Annotated in this window: 9 protein-coding genes and 3 pseudogenes; 2 read left to right on the forward strand and 10 right to left on the reverse strand. The window is 68.9% G+C overall.

Annotation, left to right across the window (positions count from 1 at the left end):
- Nucleotides 1-3: 3 nt before the first annotated feature.
- Entirely contained in the window at nucleotides 4-339 is a 336-nt protein-coding gene (locus HZI36_RS20815; RefSeq protein ID WP_179404549.1) for an ArsR/SmtB family transcription factor, read from the reverse strand.
- Between the two features lie 89 nt (nucleotides 340-428).
- Nucleotides 429-623 carry a hypothetical protein gene (locus HZI36_RS27375; protein WP_246327158.1) on the reverse strand — a complete coding sequence of 65 codons (195 nt, stop codon included), beginning with the start codon at nucleotides 621-623 and terminating at the stop codon, nucleotides 429-431.
- On the opposite strand from HZI36_RS27375, the gene HZI36_RS20820 reads away from it, so the two are divergent.
- Complete coding sequence (locus tag HZI36_RS20820; protein ID WP_343050335.1) at nucleotides 609-1502, forward strand: cation diffusion facilitator family transporter; 894 nt, start codon at nucleotides 609-611, stop codon at nucleotides 1500-1502. The two genes, HZI36_RS27375 and HZI36_RS20820, sit on opposite strands and share 15 nt — an antisense overlap.
- A gap of 35 nt (nucleotides 1503-1537) precedes the next feature.
- Here HZI36_RS20820 and HZI36_RS20825 read toward each other — a convergent pair whose 3' ends face one another.
- From HZI36_RS20825 to HZI36_RS27555, 7 genes and pseudogenes are all read right to left on the reverse strand, one after another.
- Nucleotides 1538-2335: an OmpA family protein gene (locus HZI36_RS20825; protein WP_218884132.1), complete on the reverse strand. Its 798-nt coding sequence runs from the start codon at nucleotides 2333-2335 to the stop codon at nucleotides 1538-1540.
- Between the two features lie 75 nt (nucleotides 2336-2410).
- Nucleotides 2411-6082, reverse strand: a pseudogene (locus HZI36_RS20830) (YadA family autotransporter adhesin); the annotation flags it as partial.
- Nucleotides 6083-6622: 540 nt separating this feature from the next.
- A pseudogene (locus HZI36_RS27550) lies at nucleotides 6623-6754 on the reverse strand (ESPR domain-containing protein); the annotation flags it as partial.
- Nucleotides 6755-7408: 654 nt separating this feature from the next.
- A complete protein-coding gene (locus tag HZI36_RS20835) occupies nucleotides 7409-10249 on the reverse strand; it encodes an Hsp70 family protein (RefSeq protein ID WP_179404552.1) in 2841 nt (946 codons plus the stop codon).
- Between the two features lie 5 nt (nucleotides 10250-10254).
- Nucleotides 10255-12117 carry an Hsp70 family protein gene (locus HZI36_RS20840; RefSeq protein ID WP_179404553.1) on the reverse strand — a complete coding sequence of 621 codons (1863 nt, stop codon included), beginning with the start codon at nucleotides 12115-12117 and terminating at the stop codon, nucleotides 10255-10257.
- Nucleotides 12114-12701, reverse strand: a complete 588-nt coding sequence (locus HZI36_RS20845) for a DUF2760 domain-containing protein (protein WP_179404554.1) — start codon at nucleotides 12699-12701, stop codon at nucleotides 12114-12116. Before HZI36_RS20845 ends, HZI36_RS20840 begins: the two co-directional genes overlap by 4 nt.
- 120 nt (nucleotides 12702-12821) lie before the next feature.
- The gene (locus tag HZI36_RS27555) at nucleotides 12822-12968 is read right to left on the reverse strand and encodes a hypothetical protein (protein WP_425485278.1); all 147 of its coding nucleotides are present in this window, start codon (nucleotides 12966-12968) and stop codon (nucleotides 12822-12824) included.
- A gap of 180 nt (nucleotides 12969-13148) precedes the next feature.
- Here HZI36_RS27555 and HZI36_RS20855 point away from each other — a divergent pair, with 180 nt between their 5' ends.
- Nucleotides 13149-14372: a YbfB/YjiJ family MFS transporter gene (locus tag HZI36_RS20855; RefSeq protein WP_179404555.1), complete on the forward strand. Its 1224-nt coding sequence runs from the start codon at nucleotides 13149-13151 to the stop codon at nucleotides 14370-14372.
- A 124-nt stretch (nucleotides 14373-14496) separates the two neighbouring features.
- Here the strand turns inward: HZI36_RS20855 and HZI36_RS20860 are convergent.
- A pseudogene (locus tag HZI36_RS20860) lies at nucleotides 14497-15438 on the reverse strand (collagen-like triple helix repeat-containing protein); the annotation flags it as partial.

Raw genomic sequence — 15438 nt, forward strand, 5'->3', positions numbered from 1 at the left:
GCGTCAATCGTCGCCCGGCGCGTCCTCCAGGTCCGACGGCATATGCTCGCAGACGTGGTCGACCATGTCGTTGATCACGCGCTTCACGTGTTCGTCGGCCGCTTCGTAGAAAATCTGCTTGCCGCGCCGTTCGGCGCGCAGCACGCGCGCCGCGCGCAACAGCCGCAGATGGTGGCTGACGAGTGGCTGCGACAGCCCGTTTTTCGCGGCGATGTCCGATACGCACATCGGCTCGCCCAGGCACGCCGCGATGATCTTGAGGCGGCTCGGGTCGCCCATCAGCCGGAACATCTCGGCGAGCTCCACCACCTGATCGTCAGATAAATCCGATGCCTGCATGTCGACTCCAACATTTCATATCAACGAATGTTTATATGTGTATATAATTGCGCTCATGCAATCCGCACACGCAATCCAACCGAACGAGTTTACCGATGGCGCAGGCTCCTCACCACCACGACGAACACGATGACCACGCAGGCCATCGGCACGACGACCACGCACATGCCGGTCACGACCATGCGCACGGCCACGGACATGGCCACGGACATGGCCATGGGCACGATCACGGCGGGCATGGCCACGCGGGCCACAACCATCTTCACGGCGTGACGGATCAGCATCGGATCGGCTGGGCGTTCGTGATCATCGCGATTTTCATGGTGGTCGAGATCGTCGGCGGGCTGATGTCGGGCTCGCTCGCGCTGCTGGCCGACGCGGGCCATATGGTCAGCGATGCGGCGGCGCTCGGCTTCAGCTGGCTGGCCATTCAGTACGGCCGCAGGCCGTCGACCGAACAGCATTCGTATGGCTACAAGCGGCTGGAGATCCTGGCGGCGTTCGTCAACGGTTGCGCGCTGTTCGTGATCGCCGCGTGGATCGTCGTCGAGGCGATCCGCCGCTTCGCCGAGCCGGTGCCGGTCGTCGGCAAGACGATGCTGATCGTCGGGTTCGCCGGGCTCGCCGCGAACATCGCCGCGTTCCTCGTGCTGCACGGCGGCAACCGGGAGAACCTGAACCTGCGCGGCGCGTGGCTGCATGTGCTCGGCGACATGCTCGGCTCGGTCGCCGCGATCGTCGCCGCGGGCGTGATCGTGCTGACCGGCTGGACGCCGATCGATCCGATTCTGTCGATCGTCGTCGCGGTGATCGTGCTGAGGAGCGCGTGGGGCATCGTCAAATCGTCCGCGCACATCCTGCTCGAAGGGACGCCGGAAGGGATGACGATCGCCGACATCAAGGCCGACCTGGAGAAGAACGTGCCCGAGGTGCGCGATGCGCATCACATTCACGCGTGGTCGATCACCGGCGAGCGGCATATGGTGACGCTGCACGTGCATCCGGCGGACGGGGCGTCGTCGCGCGACGTCGTGGTGGCCGTGCAGCGCCGGCTGGCCGCGCGGTTCAATATCGAGCACGCGACCGTGCAGGTCGAAGAGCAGGTTTGCCTCGACGCGCACGACCATCACGAGACGGGGGCGGGCGCGTCGGATTGCCGGTGAGCGGCGCCCGCGGGCCGCTCACCGCGCGATGAGCGTCAACCCGGGGTCGTCTCGATCGTCACCCGCCTGTCGGGGGCCAGGCATCGGATGACTTCCGGCGACCTGCCGGCCCCACATCCGGCGCTGACCGGCGATGCGCTGCCGCGCCCTGCCGCGTGCACCTTGCCGGCCGGGACGCCGCGATCGATCAGGTACGTGCGGATCGTCTGCGCGCGCGCGGTCGACAGGTTCTGGTTGTACGCTTGCGAGCCGAGGCGGTCCGTGTAGCCGGTGATCTCGATTGCGCCCATGCCCGCATCGTCGGCGACGAGCGATTTCGCGATCTCGTCGAGTCGAGCCCGCCCTTCGGCGCGCAGATCCTCGAGCGCCGACTTGTCGAATGCGAACAGCACGGACGCATCCAGCGTGATGCGCTTGTGCGCCACCGGCGCCGGCGCGACCGCCGCCGCGTGCGTGCCGTTCACATACGACGCGCAGTCCGGCTCCTTCCAGTACGTCGCCTTCACCTTGCCGCCGTCGTCGTATTGCACCTGGTACTGGCAGGAAAGAACCTTGCCGTCCGGCTGGGTCCGGAAGTTGAGGATGTAGTTCCAGACGTGCACGCCGAACACCCCTTCATTGAAGTGCGGCGCCTGCAGCAGCGCATAGACCTGATTCTTGGTCAGGCCCGGCTCCACCAGACGCACGTTGTCGACGTCGACGAAGGTGCCGTCCTTCATCGATGCGCTGTCGCGATTCGGGAAGCCGACCGAACCGTCGGGCGCCGTCGTCGGCGCCATCCCGCAGCCGGCCAGCGCCACCGCGCAACACATTGCACCCCAAAGCGTTTTCATTTTCATCTCGTATCCCCTGACTCGGGGCGGCGGCGCGTCCGATTGCGCCGCCGCCCGGTGTTTACCGTTCGATGCTTACCATTGATAGCCGGCCGCGACCACTCCACCGGCGCCGCCGCGCGAGCTCGTCGTCATCGAACCCTTGTAGACCCATCGGCCGTTTTCCGAAATCGTCGACACGCCGAGCGCCACCCCCTGCTGGCCCTGCCAGTTCGATGTCGCGACCGAGACCATGCTCCTGCCCGGCGCGGTCGGCTGCGGCAGACCGGCCACGGCCATCGCCGAAGCCACGCCGCCGTACATGTCGCGCCGCAGGCTGCTGATCTGGCTGTTCGTGTACTGGTTCGCCTGAGCGAGGCCGGCATTGAGCTGGTTCACGTTGACGGCATCCGTGCCGTTCACGCCGGCGGCGACATTGCTGATCGTGCGTTCACTGCCGACCGCGCCGACCGACACCGTGTTCTGCTCGGTCGCCACCGAGTTCGCGCCCAGCGCGACGGAGTTCGCGCCGCTCGCCGTCGCCCCGTCGCCGACCGCCGTGCTGTTCGTGCCGGACGCGACGCTGCCGCTGCCGGCGGCGGTCGAGCCCGAGCCGCTGGCGGTCGGCGCGGCATAGTTGGTCGGATTGCCGGTGATCCAGGTCTGGGACGGCGCCGACGCGATGTGGACGGCCTGGTTCAGCTGCGACATCGCGCTTTCGAGCTGCCCGAGGTTGACGGCGTCCGTGGTCTGCGTGCCGGCGGCGACGTTCGTGATCTGCCGCGTCGAGCCTTGCGAGCCGACCGAGACCGCGCCTTCCGTCGTCGTGAAGCTCGTGCCGCTGATCGGATCGTTGTAGGTGCCCGCGACCCGGGAGGCGACCGAACCGGCGCCGAGCGCGAGGCCGCCGAGCGCCGCGACGCTCGCGCCGGAGCCGATCGCGATCCCGTTGTTGACCGATGCGCTTGCCCCGCTGCCGATCGCGACGCTGCCGGCCCCAGCCGCCGCGGCATTGACGCCCGCGGCGAGCGAGTTGACGCCGGTCGCGCCATCGTTCGCATAGTTGCTGCCCTGCGTGCCGCCGTCGTTCACGCTGTAGTAGTGCGTCTGGGCGTTCTGCAGATTCTGGACCGCCTGGTTCGTCGAGTAGAGCTGCGAACCGTTGACGGCGTCGGTCGACGTGGCCGACACCGTGCCGTCGGCGACGTTGGTGAGCTTGTTGCCGCCGTTGTCCAGTCCGGTCGAGGTCAGGCTGACGGCGTTGCCGCCGCCGCTCGGCGTGATCGTGACGCCATTCGCGCCGACCGAGGTCTTGTTGCCCGATGCGTCGGTCGTCGTCATGCCGCTGCCGCTGGTGACGGTCGTGTTGCCGGCGGCGTCGGCCGTCGTGAGCGTGGTGGCGGTCAGATTCGGATTGGTGTCGATCGTGATCTGCGTGCCGGTTTGCGAGACGGTGATGTTGCCGCTGGCGCCGGGCGACAGATCGACCGTGGCGCCGGGCGCGACCTTCGTTGCCGTGCCGCCGTTGGTGGACAGGTTCCAGCCGGCGTTCGCCGAGGTGGACACGGCATAGAGCTGCGAACCGTTGATGGCGTCGGTCGACGTTGCCGATACCGCGCCGGCGGCGACGTTGGTGATCGTGTTGCCGCCGTTGTTCAGGCCGGAGGAGGTCAGGCTGACCGGGCCGAATGCCCCGCCGCTGATGGTGATACCTGCGTTGTTCATCACCGTGTTGCCGGTCGTCACGCTCGCGAAGACGGGGTTGTCGGCCATCTGGATCTGGACCTGGCCGGTGGCGGTGTCGGCGTAGGTCTGGATGTTCTTCGACGAGTAGGTGCCCGCGGTCGGCGCGCTGCTGTCGAGGCTGACCGGCAGCGACGTCGTCGAGCCGATGATCGCCAGCGTGCCGCCCAGGTTCTCGTGAACCATGTTGCCCGCCGCATCCGAGAAGTTCAGCCCCTGGTTGGTCAGGGTCGTCGTCTGCTGGGAGAGCTGCGAGCCGTTGACGGCGTCGGTCGACGTGGCCGACACCGTGCCGTCGGCGATGTTGGTGAGCTTGTTGCCGCCGTTGTTCAGGCCGGAGGAGGTCAGGCTGACCGGGCCGAATGTCCCGCCGCTGATGGTGATGCCTGCGTTGTTCATCACCGTGTTGCCGGTCGTCACGCTCGCGAAGGCGGGGTTGTCGGCCATCTCGATCTGGACCTGGCCGGTGGCGGTATCGGCGAAGGTCTGGATGTTCTTCGACGAGTAGGTGCCCGCGGTCGGCGCGCTGCTGTCGAGGCTGATCGGCAGCGACGTCGTCGAGCCGATGATCGCCAGCGTGCCGCCCAGGTTCTCGTGAACCGTGTTGCCCGCCGCGTCCGCGAAATTCAGCCCCTGGTTGGTCAGGGTCGTCGTCTGCTGGGAGAGCTGCGAGCCGTTGACGGCGTCGGTCGACGTGGCCGACACCGTGCCGTCGGCGACGTTGGTGAGCTTGTTGCCGCCGTTGTTCAGGCCGGTCGAGGTCAGGCTGACGGTGTTGCCGCCGCCGCTCGGCGTGATCGTGACGCCATTCGCGCCGACCGAGGTCTGGTTGCCCGATGCGTCGGTCGTCGTCATGCCGCTGCCGCTGGTGACGGTCGTGTTGCCGGCGGCGTCGGTCGTCGTGAGCGTGGTGGCGGTCAGATTCGGGTTGGTGTCGATCGTGACGTTGGTGCCGGATTGCGAGACCTTGATGTTGCCGCTGGTGCCGGGCGACAGATCGACCGTGGCGCCGGGCACGACCTTCGTTGCGGTGCCGCCGTTGGTGGACAGGTTCCAGCCGGTGCCGGCCGCGGCGGTCACGGCATAGAGCTGCGAACCGTTGATGGCGTCGGTCGACGTTGCCGTCACCGCGCCGGCGGCGACGTTGGTGAGCGTGTTGCCGCCGTTGTTCAGGCCGGAGCCGCTCAGGACGACCGAGCCGTGCGCGCCGCCGGTTACCGTCACGCCGTTCAAGCCGGTGGTCACGCTGGCGAAGGCGGGGTTGTCGGCCATCTGGATCTGGACCTGGCCGGTGGCGGCGTCGGCGTAGGTCTGGATGTTCTTCGACGAGTAGGCGCCCGCGGTCGGCGCGCTGCTGTCGAGGCTGACCGGCAACGACGTCGTCGAGCCGATGATCGCCAGCGTGCCGCCCAGGTTCTCGTGAACCGAGTTGCCCGCCGCATCCGAGAAATTCAGCCCCTGGTTGGTCAGGGTCGTCGTCTGCTGGGAGAGCTGCGAGCCGTTGACGGCGTCGGTCGACGTGGCCGACACCGTGCCGTCGGCGACGTTGGTGAGCTTGTTGCCGCCGTTGTTCAGGCCGGAGGAGGTCAGGCTGACGGCGTTGCCGCCGCCGGTCGGCGTGATCGTGACGCCATTCGCGCCGACCGAGGTCTGGTTGCCCGATGCGTCGGTCGTCGTCACGCCGCTGCCGCTGGTGACGGTCGTGTTGCCGGCGACGTCGGTCGTCGTGAGCGTGGTGGCGGTCAGATTCGGGTTGGTGTCGATCGCGACGTTGGTGCCGGATTGCGAAACCTTGATGTTGCCGCTGGCGCCGGGCGACAGATCGACCGTGGCGCCTGACGCGACGGTCGAGGGCGTGCCGCCGTTGGTGGACAGCTTCCAGCCGCCGCCGGCCGCGGCGGTCACGGCATAGAGCTGCGAACCGTTGACGGCGTCGGTCGACGTTGCCGTCACCGCGCCGGCGGCGACGTTGGTGATCGTGTTGCCGCCGTTGTTCAGGCCGGAGCCGTTCAGGACGACCGAGCCGTGCGCGCCGCCGGTCACCGTCACGCCGTTCAAGCCGGTGGTCACGCTGGCGAAGACGGGGTTGTCGGCCATCTGGATCTGGATCTGGCCGTTGGCGGCATCGGCGTAGGTCTGGATGTTCTTCGACGAGTAGGTGCCCGCGGTCGGCGCGCTGCTGTCGAGGCTGAGCGTGGTCCCCGTCGGCGTTGCAGGTGCGCCGGCCGCCGTCGCCGCGCCGATGATCGGCAGCGTGTCGCCCAGGTTCTTATGGACCGTGGTGCCCGTGTTGTTGGCCGAGAAGTTCAGGCCATTGTTGATGGCGCCCTGGCTGGTATTGACCCAGCACCCCGACGCCGTCCCGGACGGACATTGCGAGAGGATAGTGGTGTACGTATAGAGGCCGGCCGTCCCGACCGTCCCTCCGTTGTAGTAGACGGTCGTTCCTTGCGACGCGTTCGTCGATCCCCCCGACGACCCCGACACGAGCGTGTAGCTCGGGTTCGTGAGGCTGGTCAGGTTGGCCGTTTCCACCGTGGTGGTCGATGCCTGCGTGATCGCCCCAGTGGCCAAAAGGCCCGTAGCGACCATGAGACGGGTACCGCGACCGCGCTTGCCGCGCGTCGCGGTGAGTTCCGAAACGACGATCCAGGCCCTCTGGATCTCACTCCAGATGGTCCGATAGTTCTTATTCATATTGGTCACCTCAAACAGATTTATATGACATATGTGGCCGGCTCATTTGCCGGGTTTCTTTTAATTAATTCTGCTTGAGGTTTATTTGATTATCTTTTTTAAGATTTATAAGTTTTGTAAAAGGTAGTGATCAAACGTTTGCGCGTTTCATTTCTGAAACATTATTTTTGCGGCTATGTATACTCTATGTAAGATTAATAAAATGAGATATCGTCTCAAGGTGGGGGATGGTTTGTTTCATCCTATTAAATCTGTTATGATTGGCTGTCAGCCTTGTATGTAAAGGGATTGGTGGATTTTTAATGAACGGTGAGAAGGCTCGAATCCTATGGCTTGGATTAAGCGCAAACGTTTTACTTGGGGGTGTTGGGTAAATCACGTGGTCGCTGATTGTCGGTGAACGTATTTGTCCGTTTTGATTCGTGCAAAAACGTCTTAATGAGACGGATGAGGTGTCGGCGGAAATGGGCGATGCGTCTCGTCGATGCGGATAAAATGTCTCCGTGAGACATTTTTAATGGCGGCACGTCGCTGAAATTGAATGGCGAGCCGGGCGTTCGGCTGATTTTTTAAAATCGCGGCGCCCGGGCCGGCCCGGCCGTGGGCGCAGGTCTGTGCGTTCCGGATCCCGCCCCCGGAACGCGTCGCCCCCCGTCACCCCGCGATCAGCTTCAACCCGGCCGGCAGCGCTTCCCCGAACACGCGCCCGGTATCCGCGTTGTCGAGCGTGACGACTTCCCGGACCATCTGCACCCACGCCGCCGGCGCATTCGCGCCTTCGAGCCGCCGCACGACCGTGTCCCGAACCTGCGCGGGCAGATCCCGCGAACGGTCGCCGGTCATCCGCGCGATCTGCGCGGCGGCGAACATCGCCGGCTCGACCTTCTTCCAGTCGAGCGCGAGGATCGCGTCGAGCCACCGCGCCGCGACGTCCGGCGGCACGACCTCGTGCGCGCTTCCGTAGAACGGCAGCCGCGCGCCGATGCGGCCGACCGCCCACCAGCTCTGGTGATTCTCCGACGGCCGCCGCAGACGCTCCAGCAACTGCTCCGCGATCCGGATCTTGCTGTCGGCCGGAACATGCTCGAGCGACGCATACACACGCACCATGTCCGCGTGCCCGAGCTTGGCCGGATCGAACGGCAGCGTGCGCCGTTTCGAGCCCGCCTCGTGCTCGAGCCACGTCATCGCATCGAGCATCTGCCGCTGCGCGTCGTCGCCGAGCCCGCCCGCCGCGCGACGCCACAGCGTCCACCATTCGGACCAGACCTGCCCGTCGTCGACGTACTGGATCCCGTCGTCGAACAGCGACCACAGCTGTTCGATCCGCCATTCGTCGAGCGGATAGCCGAACCCCGGCCGCACGCAGTAGCCGGCCAGGTTCAGCCACACGCGCTCGTGATCGGCCGAGCGCCGCCGGCGCCCGGCGCGCTCCCACAGCGCGCCGAACAGTTCGCGAAGCAGCGCGACGTCCCAGTTCGGGCGCGGCCCGAGCTTCTGTTCGAGCTGCGCGCGCAGGCGCTTCACTTCCTTCGGATCGACCTTCGCCGACGCCGGGCCGAACGAGCGGTCGATCAGCGCGAGCGCGTCGTCGAGCAACGGATGACGCGTCGCTTCGCCGGCGGCCGGCTCGGCGTCGTCGCGCCTCAGCTGAAATTCGAGCCGCCAGCGCTGCGAGGCGTCGTCGGTCGCGATGCAGTGGATGTCGAGCGTGCCGACTTCGGTCAGCGACGTCGTCAGCCTGACCGACCGCTCGCGCGCGCCGCCCGCGTCGGGCCGCCGCACGACGGTCGCGAGCGGCGGCAGCCGCACGAAGTCGCCGCTCGACAGATCGACGAGCTCGCCCGGCTGCCAGACCGTGTCGGCAACCGTCGACACGAGGTGGAATTGCACCGGATGCCCGAGGCGCAGCGCGAACACGCGATCGTCGAGATGCACTTCGTGGCCTTCTTCGGTGCCGCGCGGCAGCAGGCACACACCGCGCGACGCCTGCGCGCCTTCGTCTAGGACGAGGAAATAGCTGCGCGGCGAGCCGCCGCCGATCCGCGGCGCGTGTCCCGCGCGCGCGAGCGCATAGGCGACCGCGCCGCGCGCGACCGCGACGTCCGGCTGGTCGTTTTGCAGCACGTGCAACGGTTCGCCGCGCCACGCGCCGAGCGTGGCCGCGAGACGCGCGGACAACGCATCCGCCCGGAACACGCCACCGTTGAGCAGCAGCGTATCGGGTACGGGTGCAGGCGCAGGCGCAGGCGGCGCTGGCGTGTCATCGCCGAGTGCATCGCGAGATTGCGCGGCGAACCGGCTCAGAAACGCCGCGACGTGCCGCGTGATCGCCGGATCGGCCGCGTACGGCAGCCCGAATTCGACGATCGCCGCGCGCGAGCGGCGCGGCAATTCATCGGCCGCGCCCGCCGGAAAGAACCCGTCGACGACGATCCGCTCGACCTCCTGCCGGGTCAGATGCGTGGTGCGCGCGCCGCCGATCAGCCGCGCGCCCGCGCCGAGCAGCGTGATCGCGACCGATTCGGGCGCATTCGCGTCGAGCAGCTGCTCCTTCGCGATGCGGCAGCGCTCGACGAGCTGCGACAGGCTCGCGGCCGACAGGCGCCCGTCGTTGTTCGCGTTGTTCGTGCCGCTCGTGCCGTTTGTACCGTTTGTACCGTTCGCAAGCCGCCTCTCGACGAGATGCGCGAGCGCGAGGTCCATGTTGTCGCCGCCGAGCATCAGGTGATTGCCGACGCCGATCCGCGACAGGCGCGGCTCGCCGTCCTCGACGTGCGCCTTGATCAGCGTGAGGTCCGTCGTGCCGCCGCCGACGTCGACGACGAGCACGAGCCGCGTGTGCGCGAGCTCGGCGTCGAGCGTCGCGCGGTGATGGAACAGCCAGTCGTAGAACGCGGCCTGCGGCTCTTCGAGCAGGCGCAACGCAGGCAGCTTCGCGATGCGCGCGGCTTCGAGCGTCAGCGCGCGCGCGCCGTCGTCGAACGACGCCGGCACGGTGAGCACGACGTCCTGCGCTTCGAGCGGCGCGTCCGGAAAGCGCGCGTTCCACGCGGCGCGCACGTGCGCGAGATAGCTCGCGCTCGCGGCGACCGGCGACACCTTGGCGGTGTCGTCGGGCGCGCCCCACGGCAGGATCGGCGCGAGCCGGTCGACCGACGCGTGCGATAGCCAGCTCTTCGCGCTGCTGACGAGCCGGCCCGGCACCTGCGCGCCGAGCGTGCGCGCGAGGCGCCCGACGACGGCCGGCGGCGCGTCGCCTTCACCTTCGCCTGCACCCGCACCGTCGCTCCACGGCAGCCGCAGATCGCGCGCGTCGAGCTCGCCCGACGCCGGGTGATAGCGCGCGGACGGCAGCAGCGGCTGCGCGCCGATCTCGCCGAGGCCGACGAGCTGATCGACGTCGAACACGTGGATCGTGTCCGCGCCCGGCTCGACATACGCGACGACCGTGTTGCTCGTCCCGAGATCGATGCCGACGACATATCGCTTCATCGGCTTCAGGCGTTCGCTCCGCCGCGCACGTCGAATTCGACCTTCCAGCGCTCGCTGGTGCCGCTCGGCACCGCTTCGAGCTCCAGCGTGCCGGCTTCCGTCACCCGCGCGTGCAGCTTCACGGGCACGATCTCGCCGGGCGTGCGGCCTTCGGTCGGCAGCGTCGCCTGGATTTCCTCGAGCTCCTGCAGCTCTTCCGGCGACCAGTAGTCGAGCAGCGTGCCGACCTGATCCTGCCGGCGCACCGACGAGCCGAAGAAGCGGAAATGCACGGGCTCGCCGACGACGAGGCCGAACTCCTGCGCGGGCAGCGCCGCGTCGGTGCCTTCCTCCATCCCGAACGGCGCGACGCACAGCGCCGACACCGGCGGCTCGAGGCCCGGCACGGCCGGCATCGCCGACTCGATCGCGACGTAGTACGCGCGCGCGGTGCCGCCGCGGATGCGCACGCCCTTGCCGCGCTTCACATAGCCGTAATACGCGGCGCCGCGCGCGACCGCGAGATCGAGGTCGGCGCCGCCGAGCAGGCGCGCGCCCGGCGCGCCGTCGGCCGCGAGCCAGCCGTTCAGCACGTCGAGCACACGCTCGGCGAGCAGCGCGGACTTGAACACGCCACCGTTGAACAGCACCGCGGTCGGATGCAGGAACGTCGCGCTGGCGGTGGTCTGCGCGGCCGTCTGCGCGGCCGGCAGTCCGCCGAGCTCCGCGAGCGCGCCGACCTGCCGGCCGAGGAACGCGGCGAGATGGCGCGTGACGCCCGCGTCCTGCGCGTACGGCAGGCCGAGCTGCGTGAGGCCGGCGCGCGTGCGCGTCACCGGGCGGGCCGCCGCGTCGACCTGCGGGAAGAAGCCTTCGATGATCGTCTGCGTGAGTTCCGCGCGGGTCAGCTCGGTGCGGATCGAGCCGCCGATCAGTTTCGAGCCGCGGCTCGGCACGACGAGCGGCACGGTGTCGACGGCCGCGTCGCCGAGCAGCGTCTCCTTCGCGGAGCGGCACGCGTACGTGAGCGCGCGCAGCTGCCACGGATCGGCCTGCGTGCCTTGCGCGGCGAGCTTGCGCGCGACCACGTGCGCGAGCGCGAGGTCCATGTTGTCGCCGCCGAGCAGGATATGCTCGCCGACCGCGATGCGATGCAGTTCGAGATTGCCGTCGCGCTCGACGACCGCGATCAGCGACAGGTCGGTCGTGCCGCCGCCGACGTCGACGACGAGGATGATGTCGCCGACCTGCACCTGCTTGCGCCATGCGCCGCCGCTTTTCTGGATCCAGCTGTAGAGCGCGGCCTGCGGCTCCTCGAGCAGCGTCATCCGCGCATAGCCGGCCGCCTGCGCGGCGTCGGCGGTCAGCTCGCGCGCGGCCGGATCGAACGACGCGGGGATCGTGACGGTGACGTCCTGCTCGCCGAACGGCGCGTCCGGATGCGTGTGGTCCCACGCTTCGCGCAGGTGCGTCAGGTAGCGGATCGAACTCTCGAGCGGCGACACGCGCGCGACTTCGGGCGGCGCGTCGTTCGGCAGGATCGCCGCGCGGCGGTCGACGCCCGGATGGCAGAGCCAGCTCTTCGCGCTCGACACGAGGCGGATCGGCGTGCCCGCGCCGCGGCTGCGCGCCATTTCGCCGACCGCGTACTGACGCTCGGCGGTCCACGGCAGCGTCAGGTCGCCGGGCGTCAGCTCGCCTTCGTGCGGCAGATACAGGAACGACGGCAGCAGCTCGGGGGATTCGAGCGTGCCGGCCGCGGTGAGCTGGGTGACCGGCAGCACGTGCTGGCTGGTTTTTTCGCCGTCGCTGGCGTGGAGGTCGACGTACGACAGCGCGCAGTGCGTCGTGCCCAGATCGACGCCGATCGAATAACGCGGTTCGCTCACAGTTCCACCTCGGCCGGTGCGATCACGGATACGTCGTGCGAGTCGATCAGCTTCGGCAGCTTCACGTCGTCGGCGCGCCAGCCGCGATGGCTGAGGCTGCCGTTGAACGGCGCGCTGCCGACGACGTTGCCGGTCAGGCGGATCGCGGCGGCGTCGAAGCCGGCCGGGAGCGTGATGCGGCTGCCTTCGGTCTCGGCGCGAACGGGGCGGATCGTGAAGTGCTCGCGCAGCGTCGCGCGGCAGCCGTCGTGCACGAGGCGCGCGGCGGCGCCGATGTCGGCGTCGGAATAGCCGGCGATGTCTTCCTCGACGAAGTCGACGAAGCGCGCGTTGCGCTGGAGCAGGCCCAGTAGCTGCAGCGCGGCGTCGGGGCTCGCTTCCTTGATCACGACGGGCGCGGCGGCGGGCTGCGGCGTCGCGGCGGGCACGACAGGCGCGGCGGCCGGGGTGGGTGGGGTGGGCGCGAACGTTCCGTCGCGCAGCCGGCGGACGTTGGCGGCGAGCTCGCCGTCGCCGAGGATCGCGAAGAACGATCCGATGGCGACGGAAAGCCGGCCGAAGAATGACAGTTTCGATTCGGTCATGAAAAACGACTCCGTTGGGCTCGCGGCAAGCGGCGAGCGAAGCAGCCGGCTCCGCGGCGACGCTCGACCGGAGCGTCGCCGGGCGGAGGCCGGCATGGAATTCCCGAGCCCCGAGCGGACTCAAAACCCGTATTTTGCCTTGTTGTGGCCGCCAACCTCGCAAAATGCGGAATCGGGGCACGGATTGCTGTCGATTCGGGCGCCATCACCGACTTCCAGGACGACCTGGTTCGGCTTCAGCACCATCAGGAAGTAGACCGCGACCATCGCGGCGAACGCCGGATAGCCGAGCCATTTCCACGCCCGCGCATATCGCTAGTAGCGATCGGGCAGATGCACGCGCGTGAGCAGCGCGAGGCTGTCCGCGCGCGAGCCCATTTCCGCGCTTTCTGGCACCATCGCACGTCGAGGACAGGGATCGACACCGACGTGACGAAAGCAACCGATATGAATCAATCGATACACGACGCCGCGCACCCTCGCGCGGACGATCGGCTGCGCGCGCTGTGGCTCGCGGTGCGCCTGTCGCTCGGCAGTGCGATCGCGCTCGGGCTCGCGCGCTTCTCGTATGCACTGCTGCTGCCCGCGATGAAGGCCGATCTCGGCTGGAGCTTCGCGCAGGCGGGCGCGATGAACACCGCGAACGCGGCCGGCTATCTGTTCGGCGCGCTCGCGTTTCCGGCGTTGTCGCGGCGCTTCTCGCCCGGCACGCTGTTCCGCGCGGGCGCGCTGCTGACCGCGGTGCTGATGGCCGCGTGCGGGCTCGTGTCGGATACCCACGTGCTGCTCGTGCAGCGCCTTGCGACCGGTATCGGCAGCGCGCTGATTTTCGTCAGCGGCGGGGTGCTCGCCGCGCGGCTCGCGTCCGCGACGCCGCGCGACGCCGGGCTCGTGCTCGGCATCTATTACGGCGGCACCGGCTGGGGGATCGTCGTGTCGTCGCTCGTCGTGCCGGCGACGCTGCGTGCGGTGCCGCTCGGCTGGCAGCCCGCTTGGTTCGCGCTCGCGGCCGCGTGCGTCGCGTGCGCGGTGTTCGCGGGCGCCGCCGCGCGACGCATCGACGCCGCGCCGCATGCCGCGCCGGCTCATCGCGACGCGGCCGCGCACGCGCATGCGCGCTGGTCGCGCTTCGCGCTTGCGCTCGGCGGCTATGGGATGTTCGGCGTCGGCTACATCGGCTATATGACGTTCATCGTCGCGCTGCTGCGCGGCGCCGGGATGTCGGGCGCGGTGGTCGGCGGCTTTTACGTGCTGCTCGGGGGTGCGACGATCGTGTCCGCGCGGCTTTGGTCCGGTCTGCTCGACCGGATGCGCGGCGGGCAGGCGCTCGCGGCGCTCAACGCGTTGCTCGGCATCGCGACGCTGATGCCGGCGCTCGTCGCGCATCCGGCGGTCGCGTTCATATCGGGGCTATTGTTCGGCGCGACGTTCCTGTCGGCGGTCGCATCGACGACCGCGTTCGTCCGCCACAACCTGCCGCCCGACGACTGGGCGCGCGGGATCAGCGCGTTCACGATCGTGTTCGCGTTCGGCCAGATTGCCGGGCCGGTCGCGATCGGCTGGGTGTCGGACAGCGCGGGGCTCGCGCGCGGGCTCGTCTATTCGGCGTTGGTGCTGTTCGTCGGCGCGGCACTGGCCGCGTGCCAGCGGCCGCTGCGCGGTCGGGACTGAGGGCGGCTTCGTCGGCCGTCGGCGCGCGTGCTTGCTTGACGCATGACGCGTGCGCCGCGCGGGTGGCGGCTGGGTGGCGGCCGGGCTTGGAATGACTGGAACCCGGCCGCCTGGCCTTGTCGTTTTATTTCTTGATGGCCCCGCCGAGCAGGCCGCCGAGCGTGTTCGTCACGGGCGCGAGCAGGCCGGTTGCGCTCGTCGCGCCGGAGCCGCCGGTCAGGCCGCCCGTGACCGTGCCCGAGCCGCTGCCGGTCGGCGTGCCGGCCGTCGTCGTGACACTGCTCGGGTTGCCCGTGATGCCGATACTCACGCCGGCCGATCCGCCGCTGGTCGGTGTGCCGATGGCGCCGGTGACGGTGCTCGTGATCGGCGTCGCCGAGCTGACCAGGCCGGCGACCGGTGCGAGCAGGTTGCCGCCGCCGATGCCGGTTCCGCTGGTGCCGCTCGTTCCACCGGTGCCGACGCTGCCGGTGAGCGAGTTGACGACGCCGGTGACCGGCGCAAGCAGGTTGCCGCCGCTCGTCGAGCCGCCGGTTCCGCTGCTCGAGCCGCCAACGCTGCCGGTGAGCGAGCCGAGGAGGCCGGTAACGGGCGCGAGCGGGTTGCCGCCGCTCGTCGAGCCGCCGGTGCCGCTCGTTCCGCTGCTGGAACCGCCAACGCTGCCGGTGAGCGAACCGAGGAGGCCGGTGACGGGTGCGAGCGGGTTGCCGCCGCTCGTCGAGCCGTTGGTGCCGCTGGTTCCGCTGCTGGAACCGCCAACGCTGCCGGTAAGCGAACCGAGCAGGCCGGTGACGGGCGCGAGCGGGTTGCCGCCACTGGTGCCGGTGCCGCCGGTGCCGCTGCTCGACCCACCGACGCCGCCGGTGAGCGAACCGAGGAGGCCGGTAACAGGCGCGAGCGGATTGCTGCCGCCCGACGTGGTGGTGCCGCCGTTCACGAGACCGCCGACGCTGGTGACGGTATTGCCGAGCTGGGTCACGACGTTGCCGAGATCGGTGCCGGCCGGGTTGGCGGTGGTGCCGGCGATTTGCCCGCCGGCGATGCCGAGGTCGTGGCCGATGGTGGT

The sequence above is a fragment of the Burkholderia guangdongensis genome (assembly GCF_013403875.1).
Lineage (GTDB): Bacteria > Pseudomonadota > Gammaproteobacteria > Burkholderiales > Burkholderiaceae > Burkholderia > Burkholderia guangdongensis.

Bases quoted from the DNA above. Each gene is read 5' to 3' on its own strand.
- HZI36_RS20815 (WP_179404549.1), bottom strand. From the start codon at position 339: ATGCAGGCATCGGATTTATCTGACGATCAGGTGGTGGAGCTCGCCGAG.
- HZI36_RS27375 (WP_246327158.1), bottom strand. From the start codon at position 623: ATGCTGATCCGTCACGCCGTGAAGATGGTTGTGGCCCGCGTGGCCATG.
- HZI36_RS20825 (WP_218884132.1), bottom strand. From the start codon at position 2,335: ATGAAAACGCTTTGGGGTGCAATGTGTTGCGCGGTGGCGCTGGCCGGC.
- HZI36_RS20835 (WP_179404552.1), bottom strand. From the start codon at position 10,249: ATGAAGCGATATGTCGTCGGCATCGATCTCGGGACGAGCAACACGGTC.
- HZI36_RS20845 (WP_179404554.1), bottom strand. From the start codon at position 12,701: ATGACCGAATCGAAACTGTCATTCTTCGGCCGGCTTTCCGTCGCCATC.
- HZI36_RS27555 (WP_425485278.1), bottom strand. From the start codon at position 12,968: ATGGTCGCGGTCTACTTCCTGATGGTGCTGAAGCCGAACCAGGTCGTC.
- HZI36_RS20855 (WP_179404555.1), top strand. From the start codon at position 13,149: ATGAATCAATCGATACACGACGCCGCGCACCCTCGCGCGGACGATCGG.